Here is a 19,987-nt window from a genome sequence, read left to right on the forward strand (position 1 = left end):
ATTGATCCTTCTGTTACCAAATCAACTTTTATTCCAAGCTTATCTGTAAGTTCATTTTCAATTCGCAATAATTGAAGAAGTGAAATATTACCATGAAAACGCACAAGAATATCAATATCGCTTCCTTTTCCATCTTCTTTTCGAGCATAAGATCCGAACAATCCTATTAACTCCGGATTATATTCCCTTAAATGCTTGAGGATAATATTTCTAATTTTTTGTCGAGACATACTTCAAATTTAGCAATTTTTTTTAACAAAAGCTATATCATTGATCGATCACCAATCTGCACCAATGATTAAGCACGTAAAGCACGCCATATAAGAGATCTACACAGTTATAAAATTTGCAGGACAAATTTTATAAAGAAAAGTTTCTTTATTCTCCTTCGTGTGACGATATTTTGAATCTTTGATTCAAAAATCGGATTCGCGGTTAATATTCTTTTTTTCTTCTTTCTTATCTTTCGTGTTCATACGCGGTTGATTCTTCTTTATATTTGTGTTCATTAGTGGTGTATATTTTTTCTTATTAAACTCGTAAAGCTATATGCCGCTGCAGCTCGTAAAGATATTTGCCGCTTGACAAGAGATGAAGGATTGACATTCATTATCTGTTTTTATAAGGCAATTGAAGTGTTTCAACAAAATCTGAAACTGATTCGAGTCCAGGATCTTTATGGACAAGTACAGCCTTTTTATCGTGAGCTGTCGCGGCAATAAAAGCGTCGGAAACGGAAAGCCTGTGGTTTGCTTTTATCCTGCCGGCCGACAATGTAATTCTTTCGCAGGGCTCGACGCATTGCAGGGGTAACGCTTTTAGCAATATTACCAATTCTTTTGCCGCGCTTTCTCCTTTTCCCTGCCATGCTATGTAATAAACTTCGGTAAAAGAGATAAAAGAAATAAAACTCTCGCATTTTTTGTTTCTTGATCTCGTTAAAATATCATCTACCGTTTCGCTCCCTTTTTCGTCTTTTATGAGAGTAAACAGTGCTGAAGTATCTAAAACGTATCTTTTATTCACTTTTCCGCTCTTCATTCCTCGATTCTATCAAAGCTTTCAAGAAATCTATGTTTTTATATTTCCCCCTCAACTCATTTACAGGATCTTTTGGTATAGGCAGAACTGATATTGTAAATCCGTCGTCAAGCCAAGCCAGTTTAGACTTTGGGAGAATTTTGTATTTTTTTCTTATGGCCGAGGGTATGGCGGTTTGACCCCTTATGGTTACCGTGCTTAGCATATTAGCCTCCTTTATTATCATTGAAATTATACAAGATAAAAATAATATTTACAAGATAAATTAAGTATTTTACCTGTAATATCTTAAAAAGTCATGACGGGATGGAATTTGACATTTCCATGTTTATGCAATAGCTTATACTATAAAACACGAGGGAATACTAAAGTCAATGTTGTTTGTTTTGATTACAGGAAAGAACATTTTTTAAATGAAATTTGTTATGATCTTAGGATATGTCTTGTTGATCCTGGGCGCCGTTTTATGTCTTTTCTGCTTTTCGATATACGTTCTTTCGCATCTGACATACCTTTCAGTATGTTTCAATAAGTGGGTGATGTCCGAAGCCCCCAGGTATGCAACCGATCCGATATTGTATCTACTCGGCTCATATTTTTGGCTTTTTGTCGCTTTCATCGGAATGATAATGATCATGTTTCAAAAGATTTATGTTAAAGTTCTCGGCGAGAATAAATAAACTTCACCTCCTTGGAAACCGGTATTTTTACGTAACACTGATTTTGTCGTTTCTCGCAGTTCTCACTGCCGTGCCTGTTGTCAACATGTCTATTTTCAGATTCCTCAATAATTTATCGTCGGTAACGGGAGAGAATGTCTGGATTTTTTTTACATTCTTTTCCGACGGGTTGGTCTCTTTTGTCATCCTGACTCCTTTTGTTAGGAAAAAACCTAAAATAATATTTGCTGTCATCATCGCCGCAATAATTTCGACAATATTAAACCAAATACTGAAGAGGTCATTTCACGTCCTCAGGCCGACGAGGGTCCTGGACAGGAACTCAATGATTCTCATAGGACCTGACTGGGGACAGTATTCTTTTCCGTCGGGGCATGCGTCGATGGTTTTTGTACTGGCTTCAGTTATATCCGAAGAGGGGAAGAGGCCGCTTAAAATAATTGTTTTGTTTATAGCTTCAATTATCGCCATTTCACGGGCAGTCGTCGGGGTCCATTGGCCGTTTGACATAACTGCTGGAGCCGCTATGGGATGGATTTCAGGTTGCTTGGGTTACTGTATTGCCGGAAAGATCTTGTGGGGCACAGGCAGAAAAGCGGCGATCTTTTACGGATTTCTTTTGGCAGTATGCTGTATCGTTCTTTTTTTGTGGGACTATTCGGGTTTTGATGGAATCATGCTTTTTCAAAAGACAGTAGCCCTTGTTTTCTTTGCTGTTTGTTTAGTTGAAGTTTTTTATTTGATGAAAAGATCGCCTAAATCTTAAAACACTGCATATTGAATTCTCGTATTCCAAACGATTTTGACTTGATTTTATTCTGAAATTATCGGACAATTCGTTTTTATACATCGGTCATTGCGCTCGTAAAGAGTGAAAACGATATTTTTATCTCGCCCTCGTAGCTCAGTGGATAGAGCATCGGTTTCCTAAACCGGGGGCCACAAGTTCGAATCTTGTCGGGGGCGAAATCTACGATCTTAAAGGAGAAGAAATGACGAAAAATCTTCCTCATCAGGAAATAGGACACGACGATGCTTTTATTAAATACATAAAAAAAATCGTCATTCTCATCAAAAAGTATCCCTATCATTCGGCCATTGTTGTAGTCGCGGCCGTATCTCTCATAGTCCTTTTGTCCAACCTCTTCGGACGAAGAGGCGACACGATGAAAACACAGGATCACATTCTTCTAACCATGAATAATTTTGACGCCCTGTATTACGGAGAAAACACACAGGAAGTCCTGACAGCTTTGACCCAGTCGATGGACAGGCTTTCGAAAATCTCCAACCAGGACACTACATCCAAAGGACTCATAACAACTCTCGAAGGATACTCTTTTGCTCTCCAGCTTCAATACCAAATGGCCGCCGAAAAATGGCAGAAAGTCTTCGGAGGGGAAGTGAATGCGTCCAAAACGGTCGCGCTCGTGGCGACCTTGGGTTTCACGGATATGGTTGACCCGATTAATTCAGTGTCCATAATCTTTCCGAGACTGCAGGAATTCTTTGTAGAAGATTCCGGGCTGGCCATGCTGGCTCTTCTCGACGCCGGCGAAAACGCTGTTTTTGCGCTGATGTACGATACTTCAGCCGCCGTAGACACTTCTACAGTTCAGTTATACGACATGGGAAAAATGGCTCTCGATTTTTCGGTTCACAACATGACCAACTTGTCTCTTAAAAATGAAGCGCTTTTCTACAGAGAAATGATAGACGTCGCCTATCAGGTCAGAAACAACAAAATAGAGACAGAATAAATAACGACTCAAGTATCGGAAATGCATTTTTTAGCTGAAAATGCATTTCGCCTTTTTATTACCCGTGTTTGAGAATCGAACCAGTAGTAAATTTACAGAAAATCAGGAATTGTAACAGAAATTACAACTGATTTTTCAACGGGAACCCCATATTTTTTTCAGTTGTTCGACTGATTCTGCCATGGATTTTTTCTTTTTTTTCTTCTTTTTATCGGATTTTTTTTCAAGAGCCTTCATGCTCAGATTGATCCTTTTGAGTTCTTCGTCGACGGAGACGACTTTCACTTTCACTTTTTTTCCGACTGAAATGAATTCTTCCGGTTTCGTGACAAACGAGTTCGAGAGTTCGGATATGTGTACCAGTCCGTCTATGTGAACTCCGATATCGACGAAAACGCCGAAATTCGTGACGTTTGTGACGACGCCGTCGAGTATCATATCGGTCCTGACTTCAGAGATGTCTGCGACTCCTTCGTTAAAAAGGAACATCTGAAAATCTTCGCGAGGATCCCTGCCGGGATTTTTCAATTCAGTGAAAATATCAAGAACTGTCGGGAGACCGAAGGATTCCGTCGTGTACTTTTCAGGGTTGATTTTTGAAAGCAGTTCAATGTTCGCTATGAGATCGGAAAGAGGTTTTTTGAGGTCATCTGAAATCTGATTGACAATGAAGTAGGATTCGGGATGTATGCCGGTCGCATCCAGCGGCTCGTCCCTGCCTTTGATTCTGAGAAATCCGGCGCTCTGCTGAAAAGCCCGTTCTCCGTACATTCGCACATTCATAAGATCTTTTCTGCTATTGAACGCTCCTAAATTTTTTCTGTGATCCACTATGTTTTTGGCGAGAGTTTCTCCGATTCCCGAAACATATTTCAGCAAATGGCACGATGCGATATTGAGATCGACACCAACTCTGTTGACTACAGAGACTACTACAGAGTCGAGTTTGTTCTTCAAAAGGGTTTGATTGACGTCGTGCTGATACTGACCGACTCCAATAGCTTTGGGATCAATCTTGACGAGTTCGGAGAGCGGGTCCTGAAAACGCCTGCCTATTGATATAGCTCCGCGGACGGTTAAATCTTTGTCGGGAAATTCTTCCCGTCCGGCTTTTGACGCGGAATAAACAGATGCGCCGGCTTCGCTTATGACCGTGACTATTATGTCTTTTCCTTCGACTGTTTTTTTTACAAGTATTTCGGTTTCTCTCGACGCGGTTCCGTTGCCGATGACGATTGCCTGAATGGAATGTTTTTCAATGCACTTCAATATTTTTTTTGATGAATCAGCCAAAGCTTTTTCGGAGCCCACCGAAAAGAACACGAAATCTTCGGCAAGATTTCCGAGTTCGTCAATTATTGCCGTTTTACAGCCTGTTCTGTAGCCGGGATCTACGGCCATCACTTTCATGTGGCCTGCGGGAGGCGATAGAAGGAGGCTTTCAAGATTTTTTGAAAAAATCTCCACGGCTTCAACATCGGATGTCTTCTTTAGTTCAAGCCTTATGTCGAGTTCGATTGATGGCACGATGAGCCTTTTCAGAGAGTCTTCGAGCATCTTGTCCAAAAACATTCTTCTCGGATGAGAACAATCGTAGAGAAGAGTCGAAAGTTCTGAACAGTATGAATCCTTTACGGAGGTGATTGATGTTTTGAGAACTTTTTCCCTTTCTCCTCTGGCTATGGCTAAATATCTGTGAGAAGGTATGAATTTGATCTTTTCTGTAAAATTGTAGTATTTTTCAAATTTAGAGCGTTTGTCGGCCCATCCCTCGGCGGCTGTTACAATTACGACTCCGTTTTCCCTGAGAAAATCGCGGGCTTTTTTCCTGACTTCGGAATTCTCCGAAAACTGCTCGGCGAGAATGTGACCGGCCCCTTCGAGAGCTTCTTCGGGAGTCAGTTCGAGTTTTTTTTCTTTGACATATTTCAGGGACATGTGTTTTGGCTCCCCTTGAATGTCCGGTCTCAATATGTCTTGGGAGAGGTCCAGAAGACCTTTCTCTTTGGCCATGGAGGCTTTTGTCCTGCGTTTAGGCTTGTAAGGGAGATACAAATCCTCGAGTTCGTTCTTTGAGTATACAGATTCTATTTTACTGCGGAGTTCATCCGTGAGTGATCCCTGTTCTGAAATTGTCGTCAATATTGTCTTTTTTCTCGAGTTCAGTTCTGAAATGTAATCACAGAAATCTTTGATCTTTTGGACTACAACTTCATCAGCGCTCTGGATTTTTTCTTTCCGGTATCTCGAAATAAAAGGTACGGTCATCGAAGCGTCGAATAGCTCGATCAGATTGGCTACGGTGGTCCGTTGCACGCCGGATTCGGACACTATATAACTGATGTCCTTATCAGATATGCTGTTTTTTAAAGATGACTCGTCTTGCATAAAATTAACTCAGGAATTATCATAATAGCAAATAGGTAAACAAATATCAAGGCGGTGACGTGTTATCAATAATTGTTTTTTCAGTGTTTGTTGTCGGAACATCAATCCACCGGATTGAATACGATAATCACAGGCACGAAATTGACTTTACTGAAGTCGGACCGGTAAATATCCCTTTCGAAGATATCTCACCGGACGGATTGCGCTACGACTATTACGGCTATCTTCCATATTGGGTTTCAAACTCTGCGTACCAGGAATTCGATTACAGCCTTTTGACTCACCTGGCGTATTTCTCAGTGGAATTATCCGCTTCAGGGAGTATCGGAGCGATACCCAATCAGACAAATTTCAATGAGATAGTATCTCTTTGCCATCCCAGGGGAGTGAGAGTTCACATGACCTTCACTCTTTTCGGCAGTTCGTCGGTTTCCTCTTTTTTGAACAGTTCGGTTGCAAGGCAGGCGGCGGTCTCAAACATAACGTCTCTTGTAAATTCGAGAGGAATAGAAGGCGCCAATATAGACTTTGAATTCGTGACATCATCCGTCAGAGATTCCTTTACTCTGTTCATCAGGGAACTTTCGAATTCCTTGCACAACAGCACAGAAGGAAGAAAAGAACTTTACATAGCGATGCCGTGTGTTCCGGGATGGTATCCCGGTTACAATTTTCAGGCTCTCGCCGACACGTGCGACGGATTATTCATAATGGCATACGATTATCACTACAGCGGCTCTTCAACTGCCGGACCTGTCTCTCCGACTTTCAACAGTTCTTTTTGGGGATATTACGCGGTAAACACTTCTGTCGGAGACATTATCAATTCATACGGCACGGCGAGAGAGAAAGTGATCCTCGGCATTCCGTATTACGGCATAGACTGGCCTACTGAAACGCAGTCTGCAGGATCATCAACAACGGGAAACGGAAGTGCGGTAATATTCAAAAACGCCAAGGCAAACGCGCTGACATACGGCAGATTGTGGGACGATAATTCATCGACTCCCTGGTACAGATACAATTCGACTTCGTGGCATCAATGCTGGTACGACGATTCGGTCAGCGTCATGCTCAAGCTCGAGATCGCAAGAGACAGCCTGCTTCAGGGCGCGGGATGCTGGGCTCTCGGATACGACAGCGGAGAGGACGATTTATGGAACGTGATAGGCCACGTATTCTCTATCGAACCCCCGGAAGGACATTATTCCGCAGAGGTCGCAACTGCCGAACTGAATGTCAGGAGCGGGCCTTCGTCTTCGTATCCGGTCATTTCTCAAATTCACTCGGGACAGAAATTCTGTGTTTTTGACAGGAACGGGAACTGGTACAAAATATACTTTCCCTCAGGAAGCGGTTACGCTCACGGCTGGGCATACGGCGGAGACGGAAATCCTGAGCAGTATTTGAAAGGCGCTAACGGCAACGAAATTCTTCTGGTGACGGCTTCTCTTTTGAACGTACGGTCCGGACCGACAACCGATTCTGCTGTACTGACTCTCGTTTCACGCGGTCAATGTTTCGTCCCGGATACTTTTTCCGGAAATTGGGCGAGAATATCGCTTGCCGACAGCAATATTATCGGCTGGATACACTATGTCAGTTACACGACAACGATTCCCTGCCCCGAAGATTCGAATTGTTTTGAGGCGGCGATTGATTCAATACATTGCAGTGACACAGTTTATTCGGGAGATACATTTACTGTGAGCTTTTATCTATTGAACACGGGCGAATCGCCCCTGGATTCACTTGTTTTGTTGGGATCAGATTCAGCGAGCTGTTTTTATCTGGCCGGTTATTGGCAGGATTCTTTTAATGCCCTGACAACCGGCATTGACGCGCTTCCAGGGCAGTATTCCGCCAGGTATTCCCTGATGTCGGCTCCGCAAGTCAACTCGCCTCAGACGATCACCGAAATCTTCAGATTCAGAAGGAGACAGACTGACATTTCACAGGATCAAAATATAAGCGTGACGGTTTTGCCAGCATCATTTGTCAGCGAAGTGGATACAGAAGAATATTCGTGCTGTTTTTCTGTAAAACCATCATCCGGTTTATTCAGGGACGCCTGCGCTTTTGAGACCAATTCTCCCGGACTTTTCGAATTGACGGTTTTCGATATTTCAGGAAGGATCAGATTCAGTTACACAGGGAAAGACAAATCTGTCGAATTCGGCTCAGGAATTCCCTCAGGTGTTTATTTCTATTCTGCAAAATTCCTCGAAAATCCCGGAATCGGAACGATAACCGGCAAGGTGACAAAAACCGAATAATAATTTATCGTTTTTTGCGGATAGAAAACCAATGCATGCGAAAACACAGTATCATAGAGGAAAAATAGTTTTACGCGGCAAGACAAGGCGTTTGTGTTTCAACAGTTCAATGACTTCTTCAGGAGTGGAAGATCCGGCGATTTTGTCGGCGTAATCCTTGTCCCTGAAAAGACTACCGAGGGAAGCGAGTATTTCAAGGTGCGGAGATTTATCTTCAGGGGACAGTATGAGAAAAACTATTTTTGAAGGAAGTTCGTCTATAGAGCCGAATTTCACACCGTTTTTCGATATGCCGATGGCGATTTCGACTTTTTTCACCTGGCTGGTCCTGACGTGAGGAACTGCGAGACCGTTTTGGAGACCGGTACTCATTGTTTTTTCCCTGTCAAGGATCAACTTCACAACAGTTTCTTTATCTTCAATTTTCCCTTTTTTTGAGAGAACTTCAACAAGTTCGTTTATGACGCCTTCTTTTTCAGAAGATTTCAAAGGGATGGATACACATGAAGGTTCTATGTATTTCGCCAGGTCAATTTCAAATTTTGAACCTCCGTTAGTGACTATTTCTTTTTTCATCTGGACAGGTTTTGCAAGAGATTTAAGATGTTGAGAAGTGTCGAACAACTTTAGAAACGACTCGTAAATGATCGTATTTATTAGCCCGATATCTTCCTGCCTTGCCTTGAAAATCATTTTATCGTTGAAGACGGTCAGCTTTAAAAAAATGTTGTTCCTTCTTATATAATGCAAGTTTTCTTCTGATTTTATATGAGTTATAAAAAAACCTTCCATACTGAAGTTGTTAAGTACGTTTGACAATATGAGAGCAGAAAGCTCCGGATTGGGAATGTCGAAAACCGCTTCGGCTTCTTCGACGGTTTTGGGTTCTTTTTTTACGCCTTTTTTACTGGAACGAAAAGACGCGTCAATAAACGGCGGAGCGATGAGCGTGCTCAGCATAGCCATCATGACGCAAACGCCGAAAGTCTTTTCGTCAAAAATTGAATACATAAGGGCAAAGCCTGCGATTATTAGAGCTACTTCACCTCTCGGTATCATTCCGAGTCCGATTCTGATCGCGCCTCTGAGATTGAAATTCATAAAGTAGGCTGGCAGACCACAGCCTATGACTTTCGAAATGATTGCCGTCCCAGTGAAAATTATGCCGAAAGCGACAATTTCTTTTTGAAGAAAAATCGCGGGATTTAACAGCATCCCCATGACCGTGAAAAAAACAGGAACGAAAAAAGCTTCAAGGGAACCCAAAGATTCCTTGATAACATAACTGATGTCGGTTCTCGACAGAGAAAGACCCATGACATAAGCCCCCACTATCATTGCCAGGCCGGATTTTTCGAAAACACCGCCCATTAAAAGGGCCAGAGATAGGGACAGCAATGAAAACGTCATTCTGTTTTTAAAAACTTTTAGAGCCTTGCCGATTTTTTTCGCCGCGAGAAGAGTCAGAACGGTGAATATCAGCCACGTAGCTACGATTTTCAGTGTAAAGGTAAAAATTTTGTAGAAATTGACGTTAGAAAACTTGCCGGCGGAATTTGTCGACGCGAAAGCGAGTATTACGGACAAGGTGATTATTCCCAAGACATCATCAATCACTGCCGCGGACAATATAGTGATTCCTTCCGGAGTGTCTATTTTTCTTCTTTCGGAAAGAATTCTCACTGTTATTCCTACCGAAGTGGCCATGCTTATACACCCGAGAAGGAGAGATTTGAAAGAAAAATACGGTTCGTGCAGAAAAATTACGGAACAGTAGGATCCGAGTAAAAATGAAAATACTGCTCCGGCAATTCCGATGACACTGGCCGAGAGTGAGTAGTGAAGAAACAGCTTAATGTCGGTTTCGAGGCCTGAAAAAAACAGAAGGATTATTGAAGCGACCGTGGCGAAAGAATATAGCTCTGCGCTTACAGGAAAGTTCATGGCGTGATTGTACGGAAAAAGCCCTTCGGGAAATCCCGGTAGATGTATCTTGCCCAAAACATATGGTCCAATTACGACTCCGGCAATAATCTCGCCCAGAACAGCGGGAAGTTTTATTTTTCTGAAAAGGATTCCAGTGCCTATCGCAGCGATTATTATCAGCGAAAGCTGAAATATGAATTTTGTCATGTTTTCTATCATGTTTGCGCTTGATCTTTCTTTCTGTGAGAATTTAAAAAGTTACGTGATTATACATCCGGTAAAGATAAAATCAATGAGAATATTTTCCGGAAAACAAAATGTTTCGATTGAAAAACGATGTCGTTCATGAAAATATTTGTTAGATTTAATAAATGAAAAACTTATAAATTCATAAACGCGGGAGAAATTCATGAACGCTAAAATATTTTTGTTTTTTTCAATGATATTTTTATGCCGGTCCATTCATTCTTACACGGCTGAAGAAATTGTCAGGAAACTCGACGATCTTTACAGAAGCGAATCGAGTTTTGGAAAAATCGAAATGAAAATTGTCACTCCCGACTGGCAGAGAACTCTCATTTTCAACATCTGGACTCTCGGCATGGAAAAAACATTTATAAGAATAATTTCACCGGAAAGAGAAAAGGATTACGCGACACTGAGAATCGGTACGGATATGTGGAATTACCTTCCTCCGACTAACAGAGTGATGAAAATTCCGCCGTCCATGATGCTTTCTTCGTGGATGGGGTCGGATTTCACTAACGACGACCTCGTCAAAGAATCTTCCTTCGAAGAAGATTACACATACAGAATCGTTAAAATCGAGGATTCAAAAGAAGGCGAATTGTATTTGGAAATGCTGCCGAAAGAAAATTCCGCGGTTGTATGGGGGAAGATAATAACGGCCGTTAGTGAAAACGATTTATTGCCGCTCTGGCAAAAATTTTACGACGAAGACGGAAACTACAAAAGAACAATAACTTATTCTGACGTCAGGATTTTCGGAACAAGAGAAATCCCGTCTGTCATGGAACTCGTTCCGATGGACAGACCAGGCAACAGAACCGAAATCCGTTTCACTGAAATGGAATTCGACGCAGAGATAGACGAAGAGATTTTCACTCTGAAAAATCTTCAGAGAAACTGATGTTTTATCTAAAACTCGCCCTGAGAAATCTTCTTCGTCAGAAAAGAAGGTCCGTCATAACCGGGATAACCATGGCCGGGGGATTCGCACTTTTTTCAATTTCAATAGCATGGGCGGACGGTTCTTACAAGGGTATCATAGAGGTTTTCACTGAAAACAGACTGGGGCATATTCAGATTCACGCGGACGGATATCTCGAATCTCCGTCCATCTATAAAAGCGTGAAAGACGCTTATTCGATAGGTTCTGTCGTCTCTGAAATAGAAGGGGTCAAAAGCTGGACGCCGAGAGTTTTTGCCGGAGGACTCGGAATGGCAGGAGATAAAACAACAGCGGTTCAGATAATAGGAATTGATCCTGAAAAAGAATCGGCGACTTCGAATTTCGAAAGAAAAATGACAGAAGGCGCTTACCTCGATAATTCCGACAGTAAAAAAGTCATCATAGGCAGAGACCTGGCAAAAATAATATCGGCAGAAATCGGTGACACGATTGTGTTTCTTTCGCAGGCGGCAGACGGCTCCATAGCGAACGACCAGTACGAAATAAAGGGAATGGTTTCGACGGGAAATCCGGCTGAAGACAGAATAAACTGCTACATAATCATTGATGACGCATGGGACCTGTTTTACATGCACGGCAGTTGTCACGAAATATCAATATTGGCTCACTCGATGAATGACCTGGATAAGATCGCGGCTGAAATAGAATCGGAAATACCTGAAGAACTTGAGACCAAGACCTGGATTGAATTTGCCGCTCATTTTTACAAGGCCATGCAGGCAGACAGGGCAGGAGACAGAGTGTTTCGCCTGATAATAATGCTCGTGATATCAGTCGGCGTCTTTAATTCAATTTTGATGTCGGTCCTTGAAAGAACGAGGGAATACGGATTATTAAAAGCCCTCGGTATGAAACCCGCCGGTGTTTTCAAGCTTATTTACGCCGAGTTTTTACTTCTCGCAATTTTAAGCGTTTGCGCAGGAAGTTTAATCGCTGCAGGAGCCATATCATACTTGTCAGTCAAAGGTGTTGTCATAGGGAACGGATTTTCTTACGGAGGCATGGTTTTCAAAGAGATGAAAGCCGAATTCAATTTGAGAGCATTGCTCGAACCTCTGTTTCTCCTCTTTATTTCTGTCACAGTAGTCACGTTATTCCCCGCCCTGAAAGCTTCCAAAACCGACCCGAGCGTAACGATGAGGGATTTCGGATGAAGATTTTTTCTCTATGGCTCAAACTTGCCGGAAGAAATATACTGAGGAACAAGAAAAGAAGTTTTTTAACTTCGTTGTCCGTCGGTATGGGTCTTGCCGTTCTTATTTTCACAGACGCCTTTATACTCGGATTTCAGGATTACATGAGAATTTCAGCGACTTCAATATTTTCAGGAGAAGCTCAGATACATGCCGAGAATTATCTCGAGACCATGCAGGCTCAAGACACTTTGTTCGGTTACAGGCAGGTTGTTGAAAGGATAAAAGAGCGCCCGGAAGTTCTGTATTTCGCCCCGAGAATTCTGTCAACCGCAACCGTTACTTCAGCTTCAGACATAAAATACATTTATCTTGCCGGAGTAGATCCTGAAAAAGAAAGAAACATTTCCGTTTTCGACGACTGCCTCGTCGAAGGTGTGTATTTGTCTTCCGACAACCAGCAGGACATTCTATTGGGCAAGGACCTTGCAAGAAGCCTCGGCGTCGATTCCGGAGACAAAGTCGTAGTTACGGTGGCTCAGCCTTTCACGGGTCAGATTTATCAGGAACTTTTCAGGGTTTCAGGCATATTCGAAACGGACATGGAAGAAATAAACAAGACTGTCGTTCTCGTGAATATTGAAAGAGCATCTCAAATACTCGCCCTCGAAGGGAGCGTACACGAGATAGCCGTAAAATTCAAAAACTCATATTACGCAGAGAACCTTGAAAATGATTTTTTCAGCGAATTTTCTTTGGACGGCAACAAGACCGCCGGATGGACGGAATTGTATCCCGACGTGTCGGCGTTTTTTGACCTTGCAAAAATATCTGTCGGAGTAGTTGCGCTGATAATTTTTTTCATAGTCAGTTTGGGAATAGTCAACACTATGTTCATGGCAATTTACGATAGAATATTCGAATTTGGCGTCATCAGAGCCATAGGAGCTAAAAAATCGTTCGTTTTTGGGCTTATCATAATCGAGACTTTTATACTCTGCTTGTGGAGCGTCCTGCTGGGCTGTGTAGCAGGATTTTTAGTCACTTATTTTTTTTCCGTTACAGGTATCGATTATCAGGGCATCGAATATGAAAACGTTCTTTTGAGAACCATTTATCCATCCTTGAATCTGTCGCAATTCTATAAATACCCTTTGCTGCTTTTGGCTCTTTCACTTGCGATAGCAATATATCCGGCGTCTTACGCTTCGCGCATATCTCTCACAAAAGCCGTAAAAAAAACTTTATAAAGGAGCTTTCAATGGAAACGGTCATAATATCCCTAAAAAACCTGAAGAAAACATATAAAGACGGGGGAGTGCCTGTTGAAGCAGTCAGAGGGATCAGCTGTGAATTTGAAAGAGGAGAGTTCACGGCCGTTGTCGGACCGTCAGGTTCTGGAAAAACCACACTGATGAATCTGATGGCCGGACTCGATTCCCCTACGGAAGGTTCGTCTTTTCTCGGAGGAACGGACATAAGCAAGATGAAAGGATCGGAGCTTTCAGATTTCAGAAGAGACAATATAGGATTTATATTCCAATCGTACAATCTGATACCCGTGCTCACAGTGAGGGAAAACACCGAATTCATTCTCCTTCTTCAAGGCGTCGGAAAAAAAGAACGTGACAAAAAAATATCGAATATTCTGACAGAAATCGGCCTCGATGGTTTCGCCGACAGAGTCGTCACAAAACTCTCGGGCGGCCAACAGCAGAGAGTAGCCGTCGCCAGAGCAGTCGCCGCTAATCCGAAAATTATTCTCGCGGACGAACCGACGGCGAATCTCGATTCTGAAAACAGCTTGAATCTAATAAACCTGATGCTCGACATGAACGAGAAACACGGGACAACTTTTATATTTTCCACTCACGATCAGCTTATTATCAGCAAGGCCAAAAGAGTTCTGATAATCAGGGACGGAATGATATTTTCCGACGAAAGAAGATGAGCTGTTCAAAAAAACTCTTTTTATTATTTTTTACTTTTGTCTATTTCTCCGGTCTGTTCGGAGAGACTGTGGATTTTTCCGGTTACATAAAGAATTATTTCAGCCTGTCGGAATTTACTCCGGAAAAATCGTCGAGGGGAATGAACACAAACGCAGCCTATTTGAAAATCCGTTTCATTCCGAACGAGTATTTTAGTTTCAACGCCTCGTACAAACTTTCCATGTCCGCATCGGATCCATACTTCGCGGATTATTTTACGTCTGATGAACTTTCATACAGAGTCACAGACATCAAATCGAGCATATATCCGCGAGAAAATGAAAAGGTAAAAGCGTTTTTCATCAATCATAACATCGACAGGCTCTACGTTTCCCTGAAAACTAAAAAATTCGATGTTTACACTGGCAGACAGCCGATCTCCTGGGGAATGTCCAGATTTATTTCACCGACAGATGTTTTGGCCAAAACTTCATTTTTTAATGTGGACAGGGAAGAATTCAGAGGAGTGGACGCAATCGTGGCAAGATTTCCTTGCGGCACCGGTGAACTGACCGCCGGATCGGTTTTCGGCAGAAACTTTTCAGGAAAAAACTCCGTTCATTACATCAAAACACGGATCGTGTTAAGAGGATTTGACACGGAAATTCTGGCGGCACAGGCAAAAGAAGATTTATTGGCCGGGTTTTCATTCTCTTGTCCTTTCAAGGGAGCTTTAATCTGGTTTGAAAACGCCTGTCATTTCTCGCTCAAAGGATTCAACTCTTCCGCGGGTTTTGATTATTATTTTCCCGGCGGTTTATACGTGTTTTTTGAGTACTATTTTAACAGCTTCGGCGAAAATTCGGCTGAAAATTATCATCTCAATTCGGTCAAAACAGCTTACGAGAAGAATTTCATATATCTTCAGGCAAAGAATTACCTTTCTTTCGGCTTGAACAGGCAAATAAACCCCCTCGTATCTATGTCAATGAAAAGTTCTCTGAACGTCTGCGACGTCTCATTGTTCGTCCTGCTTTCATCGGAGATGAATCTTAGAGAAAATGTCTACATTGAAGTTGGATACGCCACCGGTGTCTCTTTGAACTCTGCTTCCCGGATTTCCGAATACGGAAATTACGGAAAAATGGCTTTCGCTTCTTCAGTGTTTTATTTTTAAAACGCCGAAATATATTTTCACACTCAGTTTGACTAATATATCAAACGATTTTATAATACTTACAAGTGATATGAAATGAAACGAAATGAAAATAAACATCTGACCATTCTGTTCATACCCCACAGCGCGAAAAATCCGCTGACAATTAATATTTCGTACTTTGTAATAAAGCTTATGATTTCCTTGTTTGTTGTTGTAATTCTTTTTTCAGCCGTTTCACTTACTCTTACCAGGTACTACGCGAATCAAAAATCCATTCTCGCCGAGAAAAACGAAGAGCTTCAAAGCGAGAGAGACACTCTTTACAGGATAATTGATCAGGTTGAAAACATTAAAAACGAAATGATGATTCTTGAACAACTCAGACTGAAACTCAGAAACAAACTATACAGCGACAGCGATTCGGGAGACAGCCTTGAGGACATGACTTTTCTGGGACTTCTGCCTTCAATGGGCGGAAGCGCAGGGTGTGAAAGCAGAAGCAGTATTGGAGATGTCTATGAAGAGATCCTGTTCATAAGATCTGAAATCCCCGCGGCTTTTGATCTGGCGGAAAGAACCATTTCAGAAGCCGACAGCATCGAATATGAACTTTCTCACATCCCTTCTATAAATCCCACTGACGGCAACGTCACATCGGGATTCGGATTCAGAAAAGACCCGTTTCTTCCGACCATCAGATTCCACAACGGAGTAGACATTCCAAACGCTTCAGGAACGCTTGTATGGGCCAGCGCTGACGGCGTCGTCAATTACGCCGGAACCATGTCAGGTTACGGAAACATTGTTAGGATTCAGCACAACTGCTCACTCGAGACCATATACGCTCATCTTGACAGCTTCACTGTCCGTTTGCGTGACAAAGTGGCAAGAGGCGACGTAATAGGCTACATGGGTTCGACTGGAAGAAGCACCGATCCTCATCTTCACTACGAAGTCAGGATTTACGATAAACCTGTTGACCCGATGAACTTCATAAAAGATTAGGAGTTTTAAATGCTTGGCAAGAATTCAAAAGGCGAAGGTAAAATTGAAAGCATCGTAGGCCAGACCACCTTTTTCGAAGGGACGGTCTCTTCTGAAAATTCAATCAGGGTTGACGGTAAAATTGAAGGAACGGTCAACGGACATCAGGACGTGATTATAGGAGAAACAGGTTACGTCAAAGGCACGGTCAAGGGAGAAAACCTTATAATAGCGGGCACTCTCGAAGGTGGAGCCGACATAAACGGAACGCTTTTCATAAAAAAAACCGCAACCATTCTGGGAGACGTCACAGTCGGAATGATAGACATAGAAGAGGGCGGTAAATTTCTCGGCAACTGCAAAATGAAAAATGAGCTGAAACTTCTTGAAAGTTCAAAAAAAATTGAACAGGACAGAAACAGGGAAAATCCTGAAGAAACAGAATGAAAACGAGAATTTTTTTTTATTTTCTTTTCGGGTTATTTTTCGCCGCGTGCTCGGCGGACCGGAACGGAATTGAAAGAAGTGAAAACACCATGATTTTGACGAGCGACGCATTTGATAACGGGCAAGAAATCCCCGTCAAATATACTTGCGACGGGGAAAACATGTCTCCTTATTTGTCGTGGGATTCTTTCCCCGAAGAGACCAAATCTTTCGCAATTATCTGCGACGATCCCGACGCTCCCTCAGGGGGCTGGGTTCACTGGGTTGTTTACAATATACCTGTTGAAGTGACTTTTTTACAGGAAGGATTGGCGACGGACAGCGTGCTCGGAAACGGTATAATCCAGGGATTGACTGATTTTAAACGCACAGGATACGGCGGACCTTGCCCTCCCAGCGGTACGCACAGATATTTTTTTAAAATTTACGCCTTGAACGACTCTCTCGACCTTGGACCGGGATTGAACGAAGAGCAGTTATTGCGGAAAATCACCCCTAATATAATCTCACAGGGCGAGCTAATGGGAACATACAGGCGTCAGGGTAGATAAAAAGTCAAACACTGAAAAAGAACTCGACGACGTCTCCGTCTGACATTGTGTATTCTTTACCTTCGGATCTTACCAGATTCAGACTTTTAGCTTTTTGAAAACCGCCCGCTTTTTTAAGGTCCTCGTAATGCACCACTTGAGCTCTTATGAATCCTCTTTCTATGTCGGAATGGATTTTTCCCGCCGCCTGGGGGGCTTTTGAACCGCTTCTAGTCAGCCAGGCTCTGCTTTCTTTGGGACCTGTGGTTAAAAATGAGACAAGATCGAGCCCGTTCATGAGCCTTTTCACGAGGTCGTTCCTTCCAGACGCTCCTACACCGAAATCTTCTCTGAATTTTGCAGCTTCATCTTCGGGAAGATCGGATATTTCAAGTTCGAATTTGGAGCATATAACGACCGCAGGGATCCCTTTGTCCGTGATCATAGCTTCGATTTCATTTGATTTTTCAAGTCTTTCGTCAGAATTAATGACGGCGAAAGCTTTCAAATGAGAGACGAGGCCGATTTTTTCGGCCCAAATAAAATCCTGCGGATCGAGGGCACTTCTCAACGGTTTGTTGTTTTCAAGTAAATGAAATATTTTTTCTGACAATATTTTCTTTTCAAGGTCTTCCATGTTTGTTCTTTTGAATTTATTGTCGTTCAGTCTCAGGAGTCTTCCTTCGACAGTATGAAGATCCGAAAGAATGAGAAAAGTTTCGAGAAGGTCAAGCTCTGAAAGAGGGTCAGGAGAAGGCAGAGCGGAACCGGGCAAGGTGAAATTCCTGAGACAGTACAAAATGGCGTCCTTGCCTTTTGCCTGAGGCACAACTTGTTTTTCAAAGAAGCTTTCGTCTTCCGCGCCGGTTTTCGATGAAGGTGTGTCAACGAGTTCAACTTTTGCATACACTTTCTTTTTCGACGAACTCATTTCAGTGAGCCAATCGACTCTTTCATCGAGAAGGTCGAGAACACCCCTCGCTATTTTTGATCCTGTCAAAAATTCAAGGAGTGTCGATTTTCCCGAACTTTTTCTACCGACTATCTGAATTTCCAATAAACACTCTCAGGCTTTCAAGCATATCTTCGTCGGGATTGTATGCTTCCGTAAAAAGGTTGATTTCTCTGAAATTCCAGTTTTTTATTCCGCCGTTTTCGTCAATTTCAATATCAATCAGGCCGACAGAAGACATGTCCGTGTGAACTCTGAAATTCAATGTGTGGTTGACAAAACTTTCCCATGTTCCGGCAAAACCGTCGAATCCGCCGATAATTATGTCTATGCCGGACACCGCATTGGCTAAAAGAGTGTCGTGCCTGAAACTCGAATGGCTGAGTGATATTACAATGTCGCAGTCGTTCAATAAAAGCTCTTCAACCGATCTTTCGACGGCGGTCGATTCGTCGAGAATTTTATACTCGTTCAAAATACCCTGAGGTAAAAACCATTCCGCGTGACTTGAAACGTGTCCTGTCACCCCGATTCTGACGCCGTTTATATCGTATATTCTGTAAGGGTCAAAAACGAAGTTACCCGAGCTGTCTAAAATCGAGGAAGATATAAAACCGCACGAAAGCCCGGGGGAGAGGATTTTTAAAAATTCCACACCTTTGAAAAGGTCATCAATCCCTACCGACATTGCGTCGTATCCGATTTTATTTGAGGCGAATATCCCCGCTTTAATTTTACCTGTCGAACCGAGAGGCGAGAGTCCCCAGAAATTACCCGCGTCGAGAAGCAGATCCGGTTTTTCGAGGGCGCAAAATCCGGAAAGAGATGCCGCGCCCCCCAATGGCGGAGGGAAGGATGAGCTTATCCAAGTGGCCTCAGAAGGGAGATAACTTCCCTGAACATCCGAGGTAAAGCATATTTTTATCCGTTCAGAAAAAAGACAGTGAACAGCAACTGTAACGAAAATCAGAGACAGTTTAAGGATTCTCATCTGAATAGCCCTCTTCAGCGTCGAGAATGAGCTCTTCCGTACTGTGTTCCCTGATCTTGTCGTAATAGGATCTCACTTCGCGATAGAAATCAGACGATCTTATCATGACCGATATCTCGTTGTTTCTCGCGAGTGCGTAATAAGACCAGTTGGTCGAACCGACGACGACAATTTCGTCGTCAACCAGCAGCAACTTGTCGTGACTTGTGACGTCGGGCGGGTCCCAGAGCACCTGGACTCCGCCTTCCCGGAGCAGTTCGGCCAGCTGAAGGTTCTGAAAAGTGCTTCCGAGATTCCATGAGGAGGCGTCGAGTATGATTTCCACTCTTACGCCTCTGCTTACGGCGTCGAAAAGGTCCTGATAAAGAAGTTCGTTTACTCCGTCAGGGTGAGCCGGATAAGTTCTCGCCTGATACATTATTATCAGGATCTCATTTTCTGCATTTTGAAGAATCTCGTGAAGAATCGGGTAATAATCCCTGTTAGCCATCATGACGACTTCATTGGCTCCGAAAGCCGCCAAAGAAAAGGCTGCAGCCGAAAACAATAAGAAAAGTCCGGTTTTCATGTTTTCTC

Annotated in this window: 20 protein-coding genes and 1 tRNA gene; 13 read left to right on the top strand and 8 right to left on the bottom strand. The window is 42.7% G+C overall.

The annotated features are described in order from the left end of the window. From JXL83_07855 to JXL83_07865, 3 genes are all read right to left on the bottom strand, one after another. On the bottom strand, window positions 1–230 hold a 230-nt coding region (locus tag JXL83_07855), incomplete at its 3' end, for a nucleotidyltransferase domain-containing protein (GenBank protein ID MBN2364031.1). 379 nt (window positions 231–609) lie between these two features. Next, complete coding sequence (locus JXL83_07860; GenBank protein MBN2364032.1) at window positions 610–1,041, bottom strand: PIN domain-containing protein; 432 nt, start codon at window positions 1,039–1,041, stop codon at window positions 610–612. Beyond that, window positions 1,019–1,246 carry an AbrB/MazE/SpoVT family DNA-binding domain-containing protein gene (locus JXL83_07865; protein MBN2364033.1) on the bottom strand — a complete coding sequence of 76 codons (228 nt, stop codon included), beginning with the start codon at window positions 1,244–1,246 and terminating at the stop codon, window positions 1,019–1,021. Before JXL83_07865 ends, JXL83_07860 begins: the two co-directional genes overlap by 23 nt. A gap of 208 nt (window positions 1,247–1,454) precedes the next feature. Here JXL83_07865 and JXL83_07870 point away from each other — a divergent pair, with 208 nt between their 5' ends. From JXL83_07870 to JXL83_07885, 4 genes are all read left to right on the top strand, one after another. Continuing rightward, window positions 1,455–1,721, top strand: a complete 267-nt coding sequence (locus JXL83_07870) for a hypothetical protein (protein MBN2364034.1) — start codon at window positions 1,455–1,457, stop codon at window positions 1,719–1,721. After that, a complete protein-coding gene (locus JXL83_07875) occupies window positions 1,693–2,487 on the top strand; it encodes a phosphatase PAP2 family protein (protein ID MBN2364035.1) in 795 nt (264 codons plus the stop codon). Before JXL83_07870 ends, JXL83_07875 begins: the two co-directional genes overlap by 29 nt. Before the next feature lie 127 nt (window positions 2,488–2,614). Then, window positions 2,615–2,687 (top strand) — tRNA-Arg (locus tag JXL83_07880). A 26-nt stretch (window positions 2,688–2,713) separates the two neighbouring features. Then, window positions 2,714–3,481: a hypothetical protein gene (locus tag JXL83_07885; protein MBN2364036.1), complete on the top strand. Its 768-nt coding sequence runs from the start codon at window positions 2,714–2,716 to the stop codon at window positions 3,479–3,481. 135 nt (window positions 3,482–3,616) lie between these two features. Here the strand turns inward: JXL83_07885 and JXL83_07890 are convergent, their stop codons facing one another. Next, complete coding sequence (locus JXL83_07890; GenBank protein MBN2364037.1) at window positions 3,617–5,869, bottom strand: helix-hairpin-helix domain-containing protein; 2,253 nt, start codon at window positions 5,867–5,869, stop codon at window positions 3,617–3,619. Between the two features lie 59 nt (window positions 5,870–5,928). On the opposite strand from JXL83_07890, the gene JXL83_07895 reads away from it, so the two are divergent. Next, complete coding sequence (locus tag JXL83_07895) at window positions 5,929–8,145, top strand: SH3 domain-containing protein (protein ID MBN2364038.1); 2,217 nt, start codon at window positions 5,929–5,931, stop codon at window positions 8,143–8,145. 51 nt (window positions 8,146–8,196) lie between these two features. Here the strand turns inward: JXL83_07895 and JXL83_07900 are convergent, their stop codons facing one another. Beyond that, window positions 8,197–10,278 (bottom strand): cation:proton antiporter, encoded by a 2,082-nt coding sequence (locus tag JXL83_07900; protein MBN2364039.1) that lies wholly within the window; start codon window positions 10,276–10,278, stop codon window positions 8,197–8,199. Window positions 10,279–10,480: 202 nt separating this feature from the next. On the opposite strand from JXL83_07900, the gene JXL83_07905 reads away from it, so the two are divergent. The 8 genes from JXL83_07905 (at window position 10,481) to JXL83_07940 (ending at window position 17,489) form a co-directional block, all read left to right on the top strand. Next, window positions 10,481–11,221 carry an outer membrane lipoprotein-sorting protein gene (locus JXL83_07905; protein ID MBN2364040.1) on the top strand — a complete coding sequence of 247 codons (741 nt, stop codon included), beginning with the start codon at window positions 10,481–10,483 and terminating at the stop codon, window positions 11,219–11,221. Continuing rightward, a complete protein-coding gene (locus JXL83_07910) occupies window positions 11,221–12,438 on the top strand; it encodes an ABC transporter permease (protein MBN2364041.1) in 1,218 nt (405 codons plus the stop codon). The genes JXL83_07905 and JXL83_07910 overlap by 1 nt, the downstream gene beginning before the upstream one ends. Beyond that, window positions 12,435–13,667: an ABC transporter permease gene (locus tag JXL83_07915; protein ID MBN2364042.1), complete on the top strand. Its 1,233-nt coding sequence runs from the start codon at window positions 12,435–12,437 to the stop codon at window positions 13,665–13,667. Before JXL83_07910 ends, JXL83_07915 begins: the two co-directional genes overlap by 4 nt. 11 nt (window positions 13,668–13,678) lie before the next feature. Next, the gene (locus tag JXL83_07920; GenBank protein MBN2364043.1) at window positions 13,679–14,368 is read left to right on the top strand and encodes an ABC transporter ATP-binding protein; all 690 of its coding nucleotides are present in this window, start codon (window positions 13,679–13,681) and stop codon (window positions 14,366–14,368) included. A gap of 68 nt (window positions 14,369–14,436) precedes the next feature. Next, the gene (locus JXL83_07925; GenBank protein MBN2364044.1) at window positions 14,437–15,525 is read left to right on the top strand and encodes a hypothetical protein; all 1,089 of its coding nucleotides are present in this window, start codon (window positions 14,437–14,439) and stop codon (window positions 15,523–15,525) included. A gap of 174 nt (window positions 15,526–15,699) precedes the next feature. After that, window positions 15,700–16,512 (top strand): M23 family metallopeptidase, encoded by an 813-nt coding sequence (locus JXL83_07930; protein ID MBN2364045.1) that lies wholly within the window; start codon window positions 15,700–15,702, stop codon window positions 16,510–16,512. A gap of 9 nt (window positions 16,513–16,521) precedes the next feature. Then, entirely contained in the window at window positions 16,522–16,938 is a 417-nt protein-coding gene (locus JXL83_07935; GenBank protein MBN2364046.1) for a polymer-forming cytoskeletal protein, read from the top strand. Continuing rightward, window positions 16,935–17,489 (top strand): YbhB/YbcL family Raf kinase inhibitor-like protein, encoded by a 555-nt coding sequence (locus tag JXL83_07940; GenBank protein MBN2364047.1) that lies wholly within the window; start codon window positions 16,935–16,937, stop codon window positions 17,487–17,489. The genes JXL83_07935 and JXL83_07940 overlap by 4 nt, the downstream gene beginning before the upstream one ends. 4 nt (window positions 17,490–17,493) lie before the next feature. Here the strand turns inward: JXL83_07940 and ychF are convergent, their stop codons facing one another. Genes ychF through JXL83_07955 form a run of 3 tightly spaced genes read right to left on the bottom strand, consistent with a single transcriptional unit; the run spans window position 17,494 to window position 19,979 of the window. Continuing rightward, entirely contained in the window at window positions 17,494–18,525 is a 1,032-nt protein-coding gene (gene ychF / locus JXL83_07945) for a redox-regulated ATPase YchF (protein MBN2364048.1), read from the bottom strand. Then, window positions 18,503–19,411 (bottom strand): hypothetical protein, encoded by a 909-nt coding sequence (locus JXL83_07950; protein MBN2364049.1) that lies wholly within the window; start codon window positions 19,409–19,411, stop codon window positions 18,503–18,505. Before JXL83_07950 ends, ychF begins: the two co-directional genes overlap by 23 nt. After that, window positions 19,398–19,979 (bottom strand): hypothetical protein, encoded by a 582-nt coding sequence (locus JXL83_07955; GenBank protein ID MBN2364050.1) that lies wholly within the window; start codon window positions 19,977–19,979, stop codon window positions 19,398–19,400. The genes JXL83_07950 and JXL83_07955 overlap by 14 nt, the downstream gene beginning before the upstream one ends. Window positions 19,980–19,987: the final 8 nt, after the last annotated feature.

Source organism: candidate division WOR-3 bacterium, assembly GCA_016934535.1.
In the GTDB taxonomy this organism is placed as follows: Bacteria; SDB-A; SDB-A; order SDB-A; family SDB-A; genus JAFGIG01.